The sequence below is a fragment of the Rheinheimera soli genome, assembly GCF_021290985.1.
GTDB lineage: Bacteria > Pseudomonadota > Gammaproteobacteria > Enterobacterales > Alteromonadaceae > Pararheinheimera > Pararheinheimera soli.
On sequence record NZ_JAJOYU010000012.1, the window covers coordinates 88885 to 107124 of the forward strand.

At 46.5% G+C, this 18240-nt stretch carries 13 protein-coding genes; all 13 read left to right on the plus strand.

Features of this window, described 5'->3' with window-relative positions:
* Positions 1 to 9 precede the first annotated feature (9 nt).
* The 13 genes from LSG37_RS10390 (at position 10) to tldD (ending at position 18140) form a co-directional block, all read left to right on the plus strand.
* Positions 10 to 594, plus strand: coding sequence for a prepilin-type N-terminal cleavage/methylation domain-containing protein (locus LSG37_RS10390; protein WP_233079806.1), 585 nt, complete (start codon positions 10 to 12; stop codon positions 592 to 594).
* The gene (locus LSG37_RS10395; protein WP_233079807.1) at positions 588 to 1235 is read left to right on the plus strand and encodes a type IV pilus modification PilV family protein; all 648 of its coding nucleotides are present in this window, start codon (positions 588 to 590) and stop codon (positions 1233 to 1235) included. Before LSG37_RS10390 ends, LSG37_RS10395 begins: the two co-directional genes overlap by 7 nt.
* A complete protein-coding gene (locus LSG37_RS10400) occupies positions 1235 to 2080 on the plus strand; it encodes a PilW family protein (protein ID WP_233079808.1) in 846 nt (281 codons plus the stop codon). Before LSG37_RS10395 ends, LSG37_RS10400 begins: the two co-directional genes overlap by 1 nt.
* Positions 2081 to 2111: 31 nt before the next feature.
* Positions 2112 to 2510 carry a type II secretory pathway component gene (locus LSG37_RS10405; RefSeq protein ID WP_233079809.1) on the plus strand — a complete coding sequence of 133 codons (399 nt, stop codon included), beginning with the start codon at positions 2112 to 2114 and terminating at the stop codon, positions 2508 to 2510.
* 24 nt (positions 2511 to 2534) lie between these two features.
* A complete protein-coding gene (locus tag LSG37_RS10410) occupies positions 2535 to 7154 on the plus strand; it encodes a LamG-like jellyroll fold domain-containing protein (RefSeq protein ID WP_233079810.1) in 4620 nt (1539 codons plus the stop codon).
* A 279-nt stretch (positions 7155 to 7433) separates the two neighbouring features.
* Positions 7434 to 8477, plus strand: a complete 1044-nt coding sequence (locus LSG37_RS10415) for a rod shape-determining protein (RefSeq protein ID WP_046521342.1) — start codon at positions 7434 to 7436, stop codon at positions 8475 to 8477.
* Positions 8478 to 8491: 14 nt separating this feature from the next.
* Positions 8492 to 9379 (plus strand): rod shape-determining protein MreC, encoded by an 888-nt coding sequence (gene mreC, locus LSG37_RS10420; protein ID WP_233079811.1) that lies wholly within the window; start codon positions 8492 to 8494, stop codon positions 9377 to 9379.
* Positions 9379 to 9861 carry a rod shape-determining protein MreD gene (gene mreD, locus LSG37_RS10425; RefSeq protein ID WP_233079812.1) on the plus strand — a complete coding sequence of 161 codons (483 nt, stop codon included), beginning with the start codon at positions 9379 to 9381 and terminating at the stop codon, positions 9859 to 9861. Before mreC ends, mreD begins: the two co-directional genes overlap by 1 nt.
* An 8-nt stretch (positions 9862 to 9869) precedes the next feature.
* The gene (locus LSG37_RS10430) at positions 9870 to 10433 is read left to right on the plus strand and encodes a Maf family protein (RefSeq protein WP_269836549.1); all 564 of its coding nucleotides are present in this window, start codon (positions 9870 to 9872) and stop codon (positions 10431 to 10433) included.
* Positions 10430 to 11899, plus strand: coding sequence for a ribonuclease G (gene rng / locus LSG37_RS10435; RefSeq protein ID WP_233079813.1), 1470 nt, complete (start codon positions 10430 to 10432; stop codon positions 11897 to 11899). The genes LSG37_RS10430 and rng overlap by 4 nt, the downstream gene beginning before the upstream one ends.
* The gene (locus LSG37_RS10440) at positions 11899 to 15873 is read left to right on the plus strand and encodes a YhdP family protein (RefSeq protein ID WP_233079814.1); all 3975 of its coding nucleotides are present in this window, start codon (positions 11899 to 11901) and stop codon (positions 15871 to 15873) included. Before rng ends, LSG37_RS10440 begins: the two co-directional genes overlap by 1 nt.
* Entirely contained in the window at positions 15866 to 16708 is an 843-nt protein-coding gene (locus tag LSG37_RS10445; RefSeq protein ID WP_233079815.1) for a carbon-nitrogen hydrolase family protein, read from the plus strand. The genes LSG37_RS10440 and LSG37_RS10445 overlap by 8 nt, the downstream gene beginning before the upstream one ends.
* A complete protein-coding gene (gene tldD / locus LSG37_RS10450) occupies positions 16701 to 18140 on the plus strand; it encodes a metalloprotease TldD (protein ID WP_233079816.1) in 1440 nt (479 codons plus the stop codon). The genes LSG37_RS10445 and tldD overlap by 8 nt, the downstream gene beginning before the upstream one ends.
* The last annotated feature ends 100 nt before the right edge of the window (positions 18141 to 18240 follow it).

The window sequence follows — 18240 nt, forward strand, 5'->3', positions numbered from 1 at the left end:
GGAGATTCTATGCCGGATAGGGCTTCGGGATTTACCTTAATAGAACTGATTATTGTAGTTATTCTACTTGGTATCATCTCTGTCACCGCTTTGCCCAGATTTTTGGGCAAAAGTGGTGTTGAAGAAGCAACGGTGCAGGACCAGATGATTTCTATCCTGCGCCGTATGCAAACTCAAGCTATGCAGCAGACCAATAGTATCTTTTTAGATACTGAAGACGCTGCCCAAAGAATTACTCGTTGTCACCAGCTAATTTTGACCAGCACCCAGTTGGGGCGGCCAGATGTGAACCCATGCCTTTCTGACCCTGCGTCTTTCCCTGCTGCTGGTGTTCCTGCTTTAACAGCGACCGCTGCTGAATCTTCCTTGAATTTTCGTCTTCCAGCCGGCACCAACATCATTTTTTCTATTTATGATTCTGCGACTGGCCCAGGTAATGTATTGTCGCTGCCTTTTTTGTTTAGATTTAACTCCTTAGGCCAGGCGGTCAACAATTCGCGGGTGCGTTTCCCGAATGGGCTACGAATACAGATATCCGACGCAATGACCTACAGCATCTGTATTGAATCCGAAGGTTACATACATCCATGTTAAAACCCTCAGGAGTTGCCTCACCACAACAACAAGCTGCTTTTACGTTGATTGAGTTAGTGATCGGCATAGTAATACTGGCGATCGCCTTAACAATAATTACTGGTGTTTTAGGTCCTTTGTATCAGCGCAGCACCGATCCATGGCACCAAGTCAGAGCTGCTGAGCTTGGCCAGAGTTTTATGAATGAAATTATGGCACGCTCTTTTGATGAAAACTCAGACAAGGCTGGGGGAGATTATCGTTGTGGTGCTACACCCAGCATAGAACCTGGCGCAACTTCTTGTACTGTCATGCCTAATATTGCAGAGCCAATTGCGTGCAAAGATCAAGTCGCTCAAGGGCGTATGTGTTCAGGTGGTAGCTGCTGGGGACCTGAATTAAATGAAACTGCTCGTGATGATTATGACGATGTGGATGATTTTCATGGCTTTGTCGGTACAGGTTTGTCCTTGCTAAACATTTTGGGCACTTCACTGCAGGACGAATATCTTAATTATAAGGTATGCATAGATGTGCGCTATGCAGGAGATGAGTTGACCGGAAATACCACTGATATAAATACAGCTAAAAAAATCACTGTTAGTGTGGTTGTGCCTTCTGGTCAGCAAATTGATTTCAGCGCCTACCGGAGTAATTGGTAATGAGCTTAAGTCGCTCTGTATCGCAGGGTTTTACTCTGGTTGAACTTATTATGGTGATTGTGGTTTTAACAATTATTGCCACTGCGACCAGCAGCTATCTCGGTGTTGGCGCTAAGATGTATGCAGAAGCCTCCGATCGTGACCGTTTATTAAGCCAAAGCCGCTTTGCGTTGGAGCGCTTAACCAGAGAATTACGTAGCGCGTTGCCTAATAGTGTCAGAATTCATACGTCAACGACCCAAAAGTGTGTAGAGTTTACTCCTGTTTTGGTTGCCACCCGATACGCAAGTCTACCACTGCTCAGTGCTCAACCAGATCTACAACTTTTCGGTTTGACAGAGCAATGGGCTGATCTGGAACTTTATAAATCCCGATATGCTGCCGAAGGGCTCAGAGTTTATGTTTATGCGACTGACTCAACTCAAATATATCAGGCATTGGAAATTAGTCCTGGTGTTTTTTTTGCGTTGGATAGCGACGATCCATACGGCATTGAAGCACTTAGCGAAGGTTTTGATATTAGTTTAAATTTTTCCAGTAGCGCATGGTTTAGCCGATCCTCTCCCAGTAAAAGACTATATATAGTGCGTCAGCCTGTTACCTTTTGTGTGCAATCCAGTGGTCAGCTTCGAAGGTATAGCCACTATGGTTTTAGTAGCACAACTCCGGCTTTTTCGTCAGGCGTATTAATGGCAGAAGGTCTTAACTTTAATCTGTCTGCATTCAGTGTGGATGAAGCAGTGCTCAACCGGAGCTCGGTGGTGCATCTGAACTTAACTTTTAGTTCTTCTTTTGGCGACGAGTTGTTTTTTAACCAAGAGGTTCATGTTCCGAATGTGCCCTAATCGAAAATCGTCATATAAACAGCAAGGCAGCATGTTGGTTATCGCTTTATTTATTATTGTGGTAATGACTCTGTTGGTCGGCTCTATGAGTAAGCTGCTACAAAGCTCGTCAGAGTCTGTTTCGCTGGAAGTGTTGGGGACACGTGCATTTTTCGCAGCTCAAACCGGTATGGAACGTGCTGTCGCATCCATTTATCCATTGGATATTCAGGATGTTAATGATTCAATCGCTGCCTGTACCAGCCCTATTTTTGCGACTACCTTTAGTCAGGCTCAAGGGCTGCTGAATTGTAATGTAACTGTCAGTTGCTCTTCTCGTGAAAGTACAATAGAGCCTGGTGTTTATCACTTCTGGTTAAGTAGTACTGGTAGTTGCAGTGGGGGCGAAACAAACACTCTAAGAACTATAGAAATGGAAGTATGGCAATAGCGGGTTGTATGAAGGCAGTGAACTATGAAATGTAATGCAACAATGATTTCTGTCCGACTGTTTTTTCTGTTGATTGTTTTAACTCTGCTGACAATGGCGCAGGCAAATGCGGCTACCTATAGCCTTATTCCTCCAAACCGCCCCGCAATATGTAGCGGTAATCAGGGATTCTGGAGTGGAAATGTGTATGTTTGCACCTGGGGGCAGCCACTTTCTGTTGCCTCTGGTGACCGAATCACATCGAATACCAACATCAGAATTTTGTCTTACAATGGCTTTAATTTAACGAACGTTATCCTCGGAGGCACGGGCTATACCATTGACCTTGAGGCTCAGGGGGGCAATGAGACCCGGCTAACAGGTTCGACTCTGTATGGCTCCATCTATGGATCAAGTAATAATGTTCGGTTGATGACAGGAACAGTCGTCAATGGTAGTGTGGCTGTGACTGGAAATTTTCAGTCAAACAATGCAACGATAACAGGGAGTGTTAATGCATATAATGGTATCACTTCAATTAATACCACCTTTGGCTCTACTCTAACGGCAAACAGTGATATTGCTTTAACCGGTGGCAGTGTGGCTGGCCTTGTAACCTCTACAGCGAATAGCCTAACTACTAGCGGTACTAACCTCAATGGAGGCGCGACCACTCAGGGCAATATGACCATCACTGGAGGTACTATTCAAGGGGACTTTACGTTTACCTCGCGAAATACCTTTAGACTGGAAGATGCTACTTTTACTTCTGGGACTGTTGCAGGTGGCAATTTTGCCTATATCACTAATAGCATTATAGGTTCGCCATCATCCCAGTTAGAAGTTACTGTGCAGTCCAATGACATCACAGTGACCAACAGTACAGTTTATGCGGATATGAGTTCTCAGCAAGGTAATATTCATCTGAACGATTCAACGGTTTTTGGTGATTTAAATGCATCCAATGTTTCTGGGCATTATGTTTATGTGAATGGTTCCAGCCAGGTTTATGGTAACTGCTTACCAGTGGAAGTGCCGGCTCAAGCTTGTGGTGGAAGTAACTCAAGCTCTGCAACGCCCTACTGGAAATTTGATGAGGTGTTATGGAATGGTAGCAACAATCAAGTACTGGATTCCTCTGTAAACCTAAGACATGGCCGCTCCCGTAATGGCGCAAATACTGCCATTACCAGCCCTTCTCCAGCGTCTTGTACTTATGGCGATTTTCAACGTGGTACTTCTTCATCGAATAATCCCTATGTTGATATAGGAAGAAATAGTTATTTTCATGGTGCTGATGATTTTAGCTTTTCCCTATGGATCCGGATGAATGGCGCAGATCAACCCGGAACTCGTCAGGTCATCTTAGCCTATGGTGCAGACGATGGCGTGAATGACGAAGATGACGGGCGTTTTGAGCTGCTGAGGACCTCCGCTGGAGCGCTGCGTTTCGCTGTTCGCATGCAAAATGAAGATTTACGTTACGTGGAAACTGTGGGCAACGTATTTAACGGCCAATGGCATCATGTCGCTGTCAGCTATTCTAAAGCTAACATGCGTATGCGGCTTTACGTCGACAATGTGCTCTTAGATAACATACCCAATCAATCTATTGGCAATGGAAACCCAGCCAAAACTCCTAACGATGGTAATAGAGGATTATCTATTGGTGCATTACCAAATGGATCAAATGGTATTAGAGGCCAAATCGACGAAGTCCGGTTTTTTACTTCTGAGCTAACCGCTGCACAAGTTGCAGGTTATGCCGCGCAAACGGCTAGTTGTAGTGTTCCGGAGCAATGTTTTTTAGAAAATTTTTCGAATGATGTCAACTGGTATCAAACAAATCTCAATAGTACCCCTCCTTCACTACAAAGCAGCCCAAGTCGTTTACGTTTAACTACGAATGCACAAAATCAATCTACTTCTATTACCTTTAAACGTAGTTTCCCGGCAGCAGGTAATCGCTTAACTGTGGAGTTTGATCACTATGCTTATGGTGGTAATGGGGCAGATGGTATTTCTCTTGTGCTCTCTGATGCGACACAAGTGCCTTTCCCTGGTAGCTTTGGAGGTAGTCTTGGTTATGCTCAGCGTGATAATGGCAACCAAGGGTTTCGCGGCGGCTGGTTGGGAGTCGGTTTTGATGAATATGGTAATTACTCTCTTGCAAACGAAGGCCGTGTCGGCGGTTTTATTGGCAATCTTAGGCCTAATACTATTGGTGTGAGAGGCGCCGCCTCATCGAACTACAGGTGGCTGGCAGGCACAGCGACCTTAAGTCCTATTTTACAGAATGGCGCAAGCTTTGGTCGTGGTGATAGGTACAGAATCACTATAGACTCCACTTCAGTCCCGGGTGGACTATTTAGACTAGAGCGTCGAGTCAGTGGGCAAGCTACTTACAGTACTTTGATTAATAACCAGAACTTACAGAGCCTGGGGCAGGCTGCAGCCCCAGCCAACCTATTGTTGTCGTTTACCGGCTCTACTGGCTCCAATACCAATTTTCATGAACTGACCAATGTGCAGGTCTGTTCTGTTTTGCCTTCGGTGCCCATTGAAATTGGCAACCCTATCCATCATTTTAGATTTAACTACAACTCAGGTGTTACCTGTCAAAGTAACAGTGTTGAAGTCAGGGCTTGTCTGAATGCAGATTGCTCTCAGTTGTATACCCAGCCAGTGTCTGTCACTGTTGCGGCAAACAATAGTGCAAGCTGGCCTGCAGGAAATACAGTCAATCTTACCAATGGTATTGGTACCTTAGCCTTGGCAAAAACGTCGACCGGCTCCACCACTTTAAGTCTGGCCAGTTCCAGTGTGCTGCCGGCAAACCCTGTGCAATGCCGTGATACTGGCGTTGCTGATAGCAGTTGTGGTGTTCAGTTTAATGATGCGGCCCTGCGATTTTCTGCCATCGCAAATCAAATTGCAGGCGTCTGGAGCGCGGAAACAAATAAACTACAAATCATTGAGACAATACCGCAGACAGGCGCTTGTGCAGCGCGTGTTGTTCCCTCTGCTACCGTAGGTCTTGGTTATAAGTGTGTAGACCCTAAGAGTTGCATTGATGGACAGGAGTTAAGAGTTCGGGATACCAGCTTGACTCCTAATACCAACATTGCTATTCAGAGAAATGATTCAGAAGACAGTTGGTCGTATCAAAGTACGCCTTTGGCTTTTGCCTCAGCAGAAAGTGATTTTGCATTAAAGTATACCGATGTTGGCAAAGTACAGCTCAAAGCTCGTCTCGTTTTAGCTGCAACATCAACCCAGCCTGAAGTTCCTCTGGAAGCACTAAGTAATGAGTTTGTGGTGCGGCCGGATCGTATTGTGGTGCAGTCTGTAAGCCGTACAGATGGTTCGTCGAATCCTGCGACTACGAATACTGGCGAAGGTTTTGTTGCTGCGGGTGAGAACTTTAAAGTGGTGCTGGATGTTCTGAACCGGGATGGGGACAGAACGCCAAATTTCGGCAACGAGGATACAGAAGAAACTTTGGCATTGAACTCGGTACTGGTTTACCCAATCATTACAGGAGCTGGCTGTGCTGAAGCAACCAGCAACTGTATTTCAAATCCTGCTATAAGCAGTGGAGCAGGTTTTGTTGCAGACCAGGATTTTGCAGGACGTTTTGAAACCAGCACAGCAAGTTGGACGCAAGTAGGTAGTATTCAGCTAAATGGCAAAATAGCGGATGATAATTATCTGGGGGCTGGCAATACTGCTTCCACCAACCCTTCTGTTGTGGTTGGCAGGTTTTATCCTCATCATTTTGCGCTAAGCTCAACGGGCAGTTCAGTGGAGGACTCATGCACCGCAGGTGATTTTAGTTATATGGGCTCTGATTCGATCAGTGTGCGGGCAACACTAGAAGCAAAAGCTGCGGATGGAACTACAGTACTGACCAATTACAATTCACTACCTAATAAAGTCTATAGTGGTGCAGCAAGTATTAGTTTGGTTGCAGAAAATAATAATGCAGGAATTGACTTAGGCACCAGGGTGAGCACTGACTCTGTGGCATGGATTGACGGACGCAGAGTGTTAAGCAGTACAACAGCTGTCTTTGAAAAGCTGCCAAATTTAACTCCTGATGGACCCTATTCGGCGTTGCAGTTGGGCTTGAGAGTAGCAACCGAGATAGATAATCGTAATTTTGAGTCATCTGCTTTGAATATGGATGCTACAGCAGCGACAGATTGTTCTGTCTTAACAAATTGTAACGCTGTGCAATTTGGTAATACGCTTGATATTCGTTATGGCCGTTTGGCATTAATAAATACCGGTGGCCCTGAAGATCAGGATTTGCCTGTGACTTTACAAAGTCAGTACTGGCGTGGCGGTCGATTTGAGCGCAATCAGAATGACGGGTGCACTGGCTATGATGTAGCAAACTTAAATGTGACAGGCATAACAACATTAAAAGGCGGCGCCTCAGGAACTGTGGTCGTTGGGCAGAATCCGCATATGGACATCTTTATTCCTGCCCCTGGCGTTGCTGGCACTGCAGTGATGGAATATCAAATCCCGCCGGCTCTGAACTATCTGAAGTTTCCATGGGGGGGAGGTGTAATTCTCACAGATCCGACAGCTGAAGCTCAATTTGGCAGATATCAAGGCAATAAACGCCAAATTTTCTGGCAGGAAAGGCTGAATTAATGAAAGTGGCGTCTGGGTAAGTCTGTCTTGCATTGGATTCTGATGTGAGGCATGCGAAGACAAGCCCGCGCCCCAGCAATTTTATATTCTCAACGCAACAAAACTTAACTTCATTTGCCTTGTCTGACTACGAAACATTTGGCTTTTCAATGGCTTTGGTTTAATTTGGTAAAAACTAAAGATAAAGCTATTTTCTTGGCGTTTTGTTACTTAAAATAAGCGACATTTTCTTGGGCACCTTGTGTCACCACCTCTTAGTTAAAAGGATTAGTCTGTTCCATGTTAAATAAACTGCGTGGTCTGTTTTCAAATGATCTGTCGATCGACCTGGGGACAGCCAATACACTCATCTATGTAAAAGATCAGGGCATAGTCCTGAACGAGCCTTCAGTAGTTGCTATTCGTCAGGAAAGAACTGGCGGACCTAAGAGTGTTGCGGCCGTCGGCCACGCCGCCAAGCGTATGCTTGGCCGTACTCCTGGCAATATTAAAGCCATTCGTCCAATGAAAGACGGTGTTATTGCCGACTTCTATGTAACTGAAAAAATGCTGCAGCACTTTATCAAACAAGCGCACAGCAACAGTTTCCTGCGTCCAAGCCCTCGTGTACTGGTCTGTGTGCCTTGTGGATCTACACAAGTAGAACGCCGTGCTATCCGTGAATCAGCTCAGGGTGCTGGCGCGCGTGAAGTGTATTTAATCGACGAGCCTATGGCCGCTGCTATTGGTGCAGGTTTACCTGTATCTGAAGCGACAGGTTCTATGGTGGTGGATATCGGTGGTGGTACTACTGAAGTTGCCATTATTTCTCTGAACGGTGTGGTGTATTCCTCATCTGTTCGTATTGGTGGTGACAAGTTTGACGACGCCATCATCAACTATATCCGTCGTAACTACGGCATCTTGATTGGTGAAGCCACAGCTGAACGTATCAAAACAGAAATAGGTTCTGCTTACCCAAGCGATGAAATTCTGGAAATTGAAGTACGTGGCCGTAACCTGGCTGAAGGTGTACCTCGCAGCTTCACTATGACCAGCAACGAAATTTTAGAAGCTTTACAAGAGCCTTTGGCTGGTATCGTTTCTGCTGTTATGGTTGCACTGGAACAGTCTCCGCCAGAACTGGCGTCAGATATTTCTGAACGCGGCATGGTATTAACTGGTGGTGGCGCTTTATTGCGTGACTTAGACCGCCTGCTGATGGAAGAAACCGGTATTCCGGTGGTTGTAGCTGATGACCCGCTGACCTGCGTAGCTCGTGGTGGTGGTAAAGCTTTAGAAATGATCGACATGCATGGCGGTGATGTGTTTAGTTACGACTAACAAGTCAGTCCTGAATGAAACCTATCTTTGAGCGTGGCCCATCTCTGCCAATACGGCTGTTTTTTGCAGTCTTATGCAGCGTTGGGCTGATGACGCTGGACAGATTTACCGACAGCTCCACACAGTTGCGTAGTTATTTAACTGCAACTGTGAGTCCTTTGTATTATCTGGCCAATTTACCCCAGGCCATGATGTCTGATGCCTCCGAACAATTTATGTCTCACCAGCGTTTACTGGAGCAAAACCAGAAGCTGCGTGAAACTTTGCTGCGGCAAAATACCCAAATGCAGCGCCTGCAGTTTTTGCAGCAGGAAAACGACAAACTACGTTCCCTGTTAGGTTCTGTGCCTGTGGCCGAAAGCAAACGTTTGGTGGCTGAAGTATTGGCGGTGTACAGCCATCCATTCAGTAATCAAATCGTTCTGAACAAAGGCAGCAACGACGGTGTAGTGGCGCAGCAGCCTTTGATTGATGATTTAGGTGTATTGGGGCAGATTGTCAGCGTCGGGCCTACCAGCAGCCGGGCTTTATTAATTTCTGATACCACTCATGCTATTTCGATGCGGGTTGAACGCAATGGCGATCATGTGGTGGCTGAAGGTTTAGGGCAGTCCGATGAAGTACGGCTGATGCATATTCCGCACAGCGCTGATATTCAACAAGGCGATAAACTCATTACTTCTGGTCTGGATGGTATTTTCCCTGAAGGCTATCCTGTGGCGGAAGTGGTGCGAATTACTCGTAATGCACAGCAACCGTTTTTACAGGTGTATGCAAGGCCTTATGCTCAGTTGGATCGCATTCGTTATGTGTTGTTAGTCTGGCCTAAAGCTAAACCGGAAATTGACGAGCAAATAGCACCGCCTGATGCCGAAGCTGCTGCTGTGGCAGGAGATTTCTGATGGAAAAGTCGCATCGTTTAATTCTGGTGTATTTGTCCCTGATGTTTGCGCTGGTGCTGGCTGTAGTGCCACTGCCAGCCATTGTGAAGTTATTCCGGCCTGACTGGCCTTTGCTGGTGTTGTTTTACTGGGCTTTGGCTTTGCCATTTCGGGTCAGTATAGGCACAGCTTTTGTCACAGGTTTTTTACTGGATGTATTAGTCGGCACTGTGCTTGGTGTGAATGCACTGGCTTATTCAGTCATTATTTATTTCTGCTCGGCGCATCATTTAAAAATCCGTAACTTCTCTATTTTGCAGCAAAGCTTAGTCACAGCGTTGTTTTTAGCTTTTTATCACTATTTTATCTTTTGGCTCAGTCATTTCTTAACAGGGGTAGTCTTTACTATGGCGTATTTATGGCCAGTAGTAACAGGTGCTGCGGTCTGGCCATGGATCTTCTGGTTACTACGTCGTATCCGCCGCCAGTTTAAAATTCATTGAGTATAGCTATGATAGCCCTTGCCTCTGCTTCACCTCGTCGCCGCGAATTATTAGCTCAGTTACAGCAGGATTTTGTACTGGTCAAAGGCGACATAGATGAAACTCAACTGGACGGCGAAACTGCTGATCAGTACGTGTTGCGTTTAGCAGAGCAAAAAGCTCAGGCAGGTTTTGCCAGTCAAAATACTCCACTTCCCACCTTAGGTGCCGATACCATAGTGCAGGTGGATGAATTAGTTTTAGGTAAACCTGTTGATCTGGCTGATTTTCAGCGCATGATGAGGTTATTATCGGGCCGTAGCCATTGGGTAAAAACCGCAGTGGCTATTGCAACTGCACAGGGGCTGCTTAGCACCACTGTCGCGACTAAAGTCTGGTTTAAACAGCTGTCCGAACAGGAAATACTCTGGTACTGGACTACAGGTGAACCTGCTGATAAAGCCGGTGGTTATGGTATTCAGGGCCTGGCAGGTCAGTTTGTTCAGCGTATAGATGGCAGTTATTTTGCTGTGGTAGGTTTGCCTTTGTATGAAACCGCACAGCTGTTACAGACTCTGAAGGATAGGCCATGAGCGCAGAATTACTGATCAACGTCACCCCAAGTGAAACCCGGGTGGCTTTGATTGAAAACGGTGTATTGCAGGAAGTGCATATTGAGCGCCAGGCCAAACATGGACTGGTTGGCAATATTTATATGGGCAAAATCAGTCGTGTCTTGCCTGGTATGCAAGCCGCTTTTGTCGATATAGGTTTAGATAAAGCCGCCTTTTTACATGCCTCTGATATTGTCACTGCAGGCTTAAACATAGCGGACGCTGAACTCAAAGCCGGTCCGGTGAAAGATATTCGCCTGCTGGTGCATGAAGGTCAGTTTCTGCTGGTGCAAGTGGTGAAAGACCCGCTGGGCACCAAAGGTGCACGTTTAACCACTGATATCACCTTGCCAAGCCGCCATCTGGTGTTTATGCCGGGTTCTGCTCATGTCGGCGTATCGCAGCGCATTGAAAGTGAAACCGAACGTCAGCGCTTAAAAGATATTGTCAGCACTTGTCTGGATGAAAGCGGTGGTTACATAGTTCGTACAGCGGCTGAAGGCGCTGGTGAAGACGAGCTGCTGCACGATGGCAAGTTTTTACAAAAACTCTGGGCCAAAGTACAAAAACGTAAAAAAAATGCCCGCAAAGAAACCATGTTGTATGAAGAGCTGACATTGGCCTACCGTATTTTGCGTGATTTTGTCGGCTCTGATTTAGAACGAGTGCGCATTGACAGCAAGCTGACTTATCAGCAATTGCATGCTTTTACCGAAGAATTTGTGCCTGAGATGACAGCCCGGCTGGAGTATTATCCGGGCGAGCGTCCAGTGTTTGATTTATTTGATGTTGAAAACGAAATTCAGCGTGCGCTGGAACGCCGCGTCATGCTGAAAAGCGGTGGTTATCTGATGATCGACCAAACCGAAGCCATGACCACTATAGACGTCAATACCGGTGCTTTTGTTGGCCATCGTAACTTAGAAGAAACCATTTTTAATACCAATATTGAAGCCACTCAGGCCATAGCCCGTCAGTTGCGATTACGAAACCTCGGCGGCATTATTATTATCGACTTTATCGACATGCAAAGCGAAGAGCATCAAAAGCGTGTGTTGCATAGTTTAGAAGTGGCATTGGGCCGGGATAAAACCAAAACCAATATTCATGGTTTCTCAGCTTTGGGTTTAGTTGAAATGACCCGTAAACGTACCCGCGAAAGTCTGGAACATGTGCTTTGTGGTGAATGTCCTATTTGTGCTGGTCGCGGCAGTTTAAAAACAGTAGAAACCGTATGTTTTGAAATTTTACGCGAAATAGTGCGGGTAAACCGGGCTTATGTGGCAGATAAATTTGTGGTGTATGCTTCACCTGCGGTAAAAGATGCCTTAATTAATGACGAATTTCACAGCATGGCTGAACTCGAAGTCTTTATTGGAAAACAAATCAGTGTCGTGATCGAACCTCAATACGGTCAGGAACAATTTGATGTGGTGATGATGTAGTGCGGACTGTAAAACAGGCCTGGTTTTATTGCTTACACAAAATCTGGATTTTTTTTGCTATCTTCGTCGTGTTGATGGCCACATTAGTCTCAGCTCTGCGTTTTGGCCTGCCGTACGCCCCTGGTTATAAAACCGACATCGAACACTGGATTAAAGCTGAATACGGCACTGAAGTGCGGATTGGCGCTTTGTCAGCGGGCTGGCAGGGCACTGGTCCGGCTTTGGTATTGCAGCAACTGCAAGTACTGGACAGCAATTTTCAGCCGCAATTAACCATAGAGGAAACCGGCATTCGGCTGGATTTCTGGCGATCATTACGCACTATGAAACTCAGTGCTGCTCATTTTGAACTGACAGGTTTAACTTACAGAGTCGATGCGCAGCGTTGGTTAGGTACTGGTGTCGCCGCTCCTTCCGATAATCAGCCGTTATTTAACGCCTTGCAGGATCTGTTTTTTAAGCAGCTACAGCATTTTTCCGTACTTGATAGCCAACTGGTGTTTAACAATGCCCAGGATGAAGATATCCGGCTGGATATTAAAGCGCTGAACTGGCAAAACGAAGGCGAAAGGCATCAGGGCTGGGGTGAAGTATCTGTCGCCGATGTGACGGCCAATACCTTGTCTTTTATTATTGATTTAACAGGTGAGCCGTCTAAAGCCAATGGTCAACTGTATCTGGCCAGTCAGCAACTGGATCTATTGCCCTGGTTCCAACAGTTACTGCCTCAAACCCGTAAGCTCAATAGTGCCAAATTAAACTTTGCCGCCTGGGGTGATATTAAAGCCGGTAAGTTGCAACAAATTGATGTGGCGTTGTCGGATAACAACGTGGGTTGGTTAAAAGACGGGGTCTGGAACAAAGTGGCTTTGTCGGATGGTTATTTGCGCTGGTTGCCCAGAGCAAAAGGCTGGAGTTTAAGTTCAAGCCCTATGACGCTGAGTAACAGCACTCAAAGCTGGCCTGGTTTGCAATTGCAGCTCAACCAGAATGAGCTGGGTTATCAGGCGTCACTGCAAAACCTGCAATTGGGCATTGCCCGGCCTTTATTGGAATTATTTTCTGATGGCTCTGAACAATTACAGTCGCTGTTAGCCTATCAGTTGGATGGCAAAATCGAACGACTGGATTTATTAACGGAAGACGATCAGTGGTATTTAGCCGGTCAGTTTAATGAGTTGTCTTCTGCTCCTGTGGCTGATGTGCCGGGTGTCAAAGGCTTTACTGGCTCTTTTGTGGCTTCGCCGCATTTTGGCTGGCTGGGTTTAAAAGCCAAAGACGGTGCACTGGAGTGGGGCCAGGCTTTTAGTCAGGACTGGAGCTACAAAGGTGCTGAATTAGAACTGGCCTGGCGCAAAAGGTCTGGTCACTGGCAAATTCTGGTGCCTTACCTGAGCTTATGGCAGGATGCTTTTAGCCTGGAAGCTGAGCTGGTGGTCAATCTGGACGATAAGCCCAATATGGATTTAGTCGCAGAGCTGCATGGTGTGCCGGTGCAAAATGCCGAACATTTTTTCCCGAAATTCTATATGCCAGAATCTGTGATCAACTACCTCAAACCTGCACTGGTCTCTGGTGATGTCAGTTCAGGCAAAGTGCTGTGGTCTGGCGATTTTTCCGCTTATCCTTATGCTGAAAAAGAAGGGGTATTTCAGGCGCTGGCTGATGTAACCAATGCTGAGTTTTTATTTGATCAAAACTGGCCAAGCTTAACTGAATTGTCAGCTGAACTGTTTTTTGAAAATGCGTCTATGCTGATCAGCAGCACATCAGGTTATCTGGTCGACGCCCCTGTTGAGCAAGGGGTACAAGTCGGAATTCCTGATTTGTATAACGCCGACAACTTAATTATTGATATTAAACAACAACTGCTGGCAGAGCAGGTGACCACCCTGATGCAGGCTTCACCTTTACACGACTCAGTGGGCGAAACCTTGGCCTATTTAGGGGTGACGGGGCCGGTGAAGGGCGATGTGCGTCTGACCATAGGGCTGAACGAACCCACAGTAGATGTAAAAGGGGCCATCGACTTTGAACGCAATGGCTTGTCTTTGTCCGCCCCTGTTTTAGTGGGCGAGAATCTGACTGGCCGTCTGGAGTTTCATAACGACATACTGACCGCCGATGATTTACAGCTTTTTATCAGCAATATTCCGCTGCAGTTTGGCTTTCGTGGCGAACAGCAGCAAGACAACTACAAAGTATCCTTATTGAGTCAGGGCTTACAAAACAGCAACGAGCTGCTGCTGAATTTAGCACCGCAACTGGAACACTTTGCCAGTGGCCCGCTGAACTGGCAGTTTAAACTTGATCTAGTGCTGGCGGGAGAAGGTTATACCTATCAGGCTGATTTAGCATTGGATTTAACCGACACTGAATTAATGTTACCCCAACCGCTGGCGAAAAAGCCTGGCCAGGCTGGTACTGTATTCTGGTCCTCCAGTGGCAGTCAGGATAATTCGGTGATAGCTCTGACTTATCAGGACCTGGTGTTTTTTGATGCCAGTTATGTGCATGCGCAGGGTCAGATTGGCCGGGCTCATCTAAGTTTGGGGTCTAAGGAAAATTCCGGTTTTGCCGACGGTTTTACTATTAGCGCTAATCTGGATAAAACCGACTTTTTGCCCTGGTTTGAACTGGTCCAGCAGCAAGTTAGTCAGCAGTCTGATGAAGCAGGCTTGCTTCCCGCTTTAACCTCGGTCAAGGCTAGTGTAAATACACTGACTGTGACGGAGGATATTCAGTTTGACCAGGTACAACTGCAGATAAAACCAGAAGCTGATATTTGGCTGGCGGACATTGCAGCGACTCAAACCAAAGGTCAGTTAAAACTGCCAAGAGATTTGATGGCTCAGGGGATAGAGGCCAATCTGGAGTTTTTAACCTTATTTCCGTATGACCCACAACAGGCTGAAGCCGAAGCTTTAACTGCCGAAGAGGCCATGGCCAAACTGACCAAAGAGCAGCAAATTTCCAAAGCTCTGGCAGAGGTCGTCAAACCAGAACCTATGCCATGGCTGGCTGATTTGCCGCCATTAAAGCTGGAGTGTAAAAGTTGTGTGTTTGGGCCTTTTGATTTAGGCCAACTGAGTATGCAAACCGAATCTGACGGCGAGCGTTTAACTATTCACAGCTTTGAATCCCGTTACAAAAAGCATCAGTTAAGTATCAAAGGTCTGTGGCAAAAAGATGCAGAAGCAGGTGTCACTACCTTATCGGCAAAGTTAACCAGCCCTGATTTTGGTCAGTTAATGAAAGACTACCATTTAAGTTCAGCTATAGCTGGCAGTCCGGCCGAAGTGCAAATAGATAACTTAAGCTGGGCCGGTGGTCCGACTCAGTTTAACTACGCTACTTTAGGCGGCAAACTGAACTGGAAATTAGGCGAAGGCTCCTTGTCTGAAGTCAGCGACAAAGGTGCCCGCTTGTTGTCTGTGTTCAGCCTGGGTTCTTTAGTGCGCAAGCTAAAACTGGATTTCAGGGATATATTCTCCAAAGGTTTTTTCTACACTGAAATGAAAGGTGATTTACAGCTGGATAAAGGCGTAGTGCACACCAATAATACGCTGGTTGATGGTGCTGCCGGAAAAATCGAAATTCAGGGTTATGCTGATTTGGTTACCCGTCAGCTGGATTATCAGATGGCGTTTTTGCCAAAAATTACCTCTAGTTTGCCTGTGCTGGTGGCTTTATTGCAGTTTAATCCGGCGACAGGCTTAGCGGCTTTGGCTCTGGATGAAATTGTAGAATCTGCTGAAGTGGTCTCCAAAGTGAATTTTGTAGTCACTGGTAATTTTGATCAGCCGGAAGTAGTGGAAGTGGCGCGTCATACCACAGAGATTGAAGTGCCACGTTCAGAGCTGTTAAAAGCTGAGCAGGAAAAACGTTTACGTTTGCAGCAGGACCAAGAGTTACAAAAGAACCCTGTCAAACCATCGGCTAACCGACCCAACAAGGAAAAAGCCAATGGCTAAGCTCTGGCGTTTATCCGCTGTGCAGCTGACCAGTGGTCCTGATCCTTTGGCTAATCTGACTAAAGTTGAGCAGTTACTGGCGCAGCTACCGCAATCCGCGCAACACCTTGTCGTATTGCCAGAGGGTGTGGCTGTGTTTGCCGGGCCTGATGGGCTAAATCTACAATTGGCCGAATCTTTAGGTGCCGGTCCGTTGCAGAGCGCTTATGCGGCTTTAGCGAAAAAATATCAGTTGTATTTACTGGTCGGCACTTTACCAACCTGTAGTTCTGATCCAACACGTTTTGCCGCCAGTAGTCTGTTGTATAACCCTGAAGGTGAGCGGATAGCTGACTATCAGAAAATCCATTTATTTGATGCCTTAGTCAATGACAGCAGCAAGCAGTATCTGGAATCGGCCACTACTATGCCGGGTGAGAAGTTAACACTGGTTCAGGCGCAGCAGTTAAAACTGGGTATGCTGATTTGTTACGATATGCGTTTTCCAGGTTTAAGCCAGGCTTTAGCGGCTCGGGGTATGAATGTCATGGCTGTGCCTTCGGCTTTTACTACAGTGACAGGGGAGGCGCATTGGCATACCTTGTTAAGAGCACGTGCCATAGAAACCCAGAGTTTTGTTATAGCGCCAGCTCAAGTGGGCACACACATCAATGGCCGTCAGACTTATGGCCATAGTTTAATTATCGACCCATGGGGCCGTATTCTGGCCGAAGCCGATGGCAGCAGCGAAATGGTGCTGAGTGTCGAAACAGATTTAGATCTTTGCCAGCAGCTGGCAGAGAAAATGCCGGTAAGGCACCACAACAGATTTCAAAGTGAGTTCAAGCATGAGTAACGTCGAACACAACCTGTTAAGCGCCAGTGACCTAAGCGCCAGTGATTTACAGCAAAGCTTAGGCTTTTTATTTGCGCACAAGCTGGATTACGCCGACCTGTATTTTCAATCCAGTGTGCATGAATCCTGGGGTTTGGAAGATGGTTTAGTCAAAGACGGCTCTTTTAATATCGAACGTGGTGTAGGTGTTCGCGCCATCAGCGGCGAAAAAACCGGTTTTGCTTATGCCGATTCTATTTCTGCAGCAGCTTTAAAACAGGCGGCAGAAGCGGCCCGTGGTATAGCTGGTGCTGGCAAACAAGGTTCAGTGCAGGTATTTAAGCAGCAAACTCAACCACAAATTTATTTGCCTTGTGAGCCACTGCAAAGTTTAGACAATACCGCCAAGGTTGAACTGCTCAAGCAGATGGAAGTTTATATCCGCAGCCTCGATAGTCGCGCTGAACAAGTGGCTGTCAGCTTATCCGGCGTGTACGAAGAAGTATTAGTGGCTGCATCAGACGGTACTTTTGCTACAGATATTCGTCCTTTAGTACGGTTAAACTGTTCTGTGCTGCTGCAACACAATGGTCGTCGTGAACGCGGCGGCAGTGGTGGTGGTGCCCGTACCAACTATCAGTATTTCCTTGAAGACGTCAATGGTTCACCGCGCTGGCAGGGTTATGCCCGTGAAGCTGTGCGTATGGCTCAGGTCAACTTAACTGCTGTTGATGCACCAGCAGGTACCATGCCTGTGGTGTTAGGTTCTGGCTGGCCTGGCGTGTTATTACACGAAGCTGTAGGCCATGGCCTGGAAGGTGACTTTAACCGTAAAGGTTCTTCTACTTTCGCTGGCCGTGTTGGCGAGCAGGTTGCATCTAAACACTGCACTATTGTCGATGACGGCACTCTGGCCCATCGTCGTGGTTCGCTGAATATCGATGACGAAGGCACGGCCAGTCAATACAACGTATTGATCGAAAACGGTATTCTGAAAGGCTATATTCAGGATAAACACAACGCCATGCTGATGAATGTTGCACCAACTGGCAACGGCCGTCGTGAGTCTTTTGCCCATTTGCCTATGCCTCGTATGACCAATACCTACATGCTGGCTGGTGAATACGACCCGCAGGAAATTATTGGCAGTGTGAAAAAAGGTATTTATGCACCGAATTTTGGCGGTGGTCAGGTAGATATCACTTCAGGCAAATTTGTGTTTTCAGCCTCGGAAGCTTATCTGATTGAAGATGGAAAAATTACCACACCAATTAAAGGTGCAACCCTTATTGGTAATGGCCCTGAAGCTATGCAGCAGGTGTCTATGGTGGGTAATGATTTAGCGCTGGATGCAGGTGTTGGGGTCTGTGGTAAACAAGGTCAAAGCCTGCCTGTAGGGGTGGGACAGCCGACATTAAAACTGGATGCCATGACGGTTGGTGGCACTGCTTAAACTGAGTTCAGACGAAAAACACTAGGACTTTGTGCCGTTTTACGGCAAGATCCAGTCCATTAAAATTAAGCTCTTAGAATGGGGTCAGATCACAGGGTTA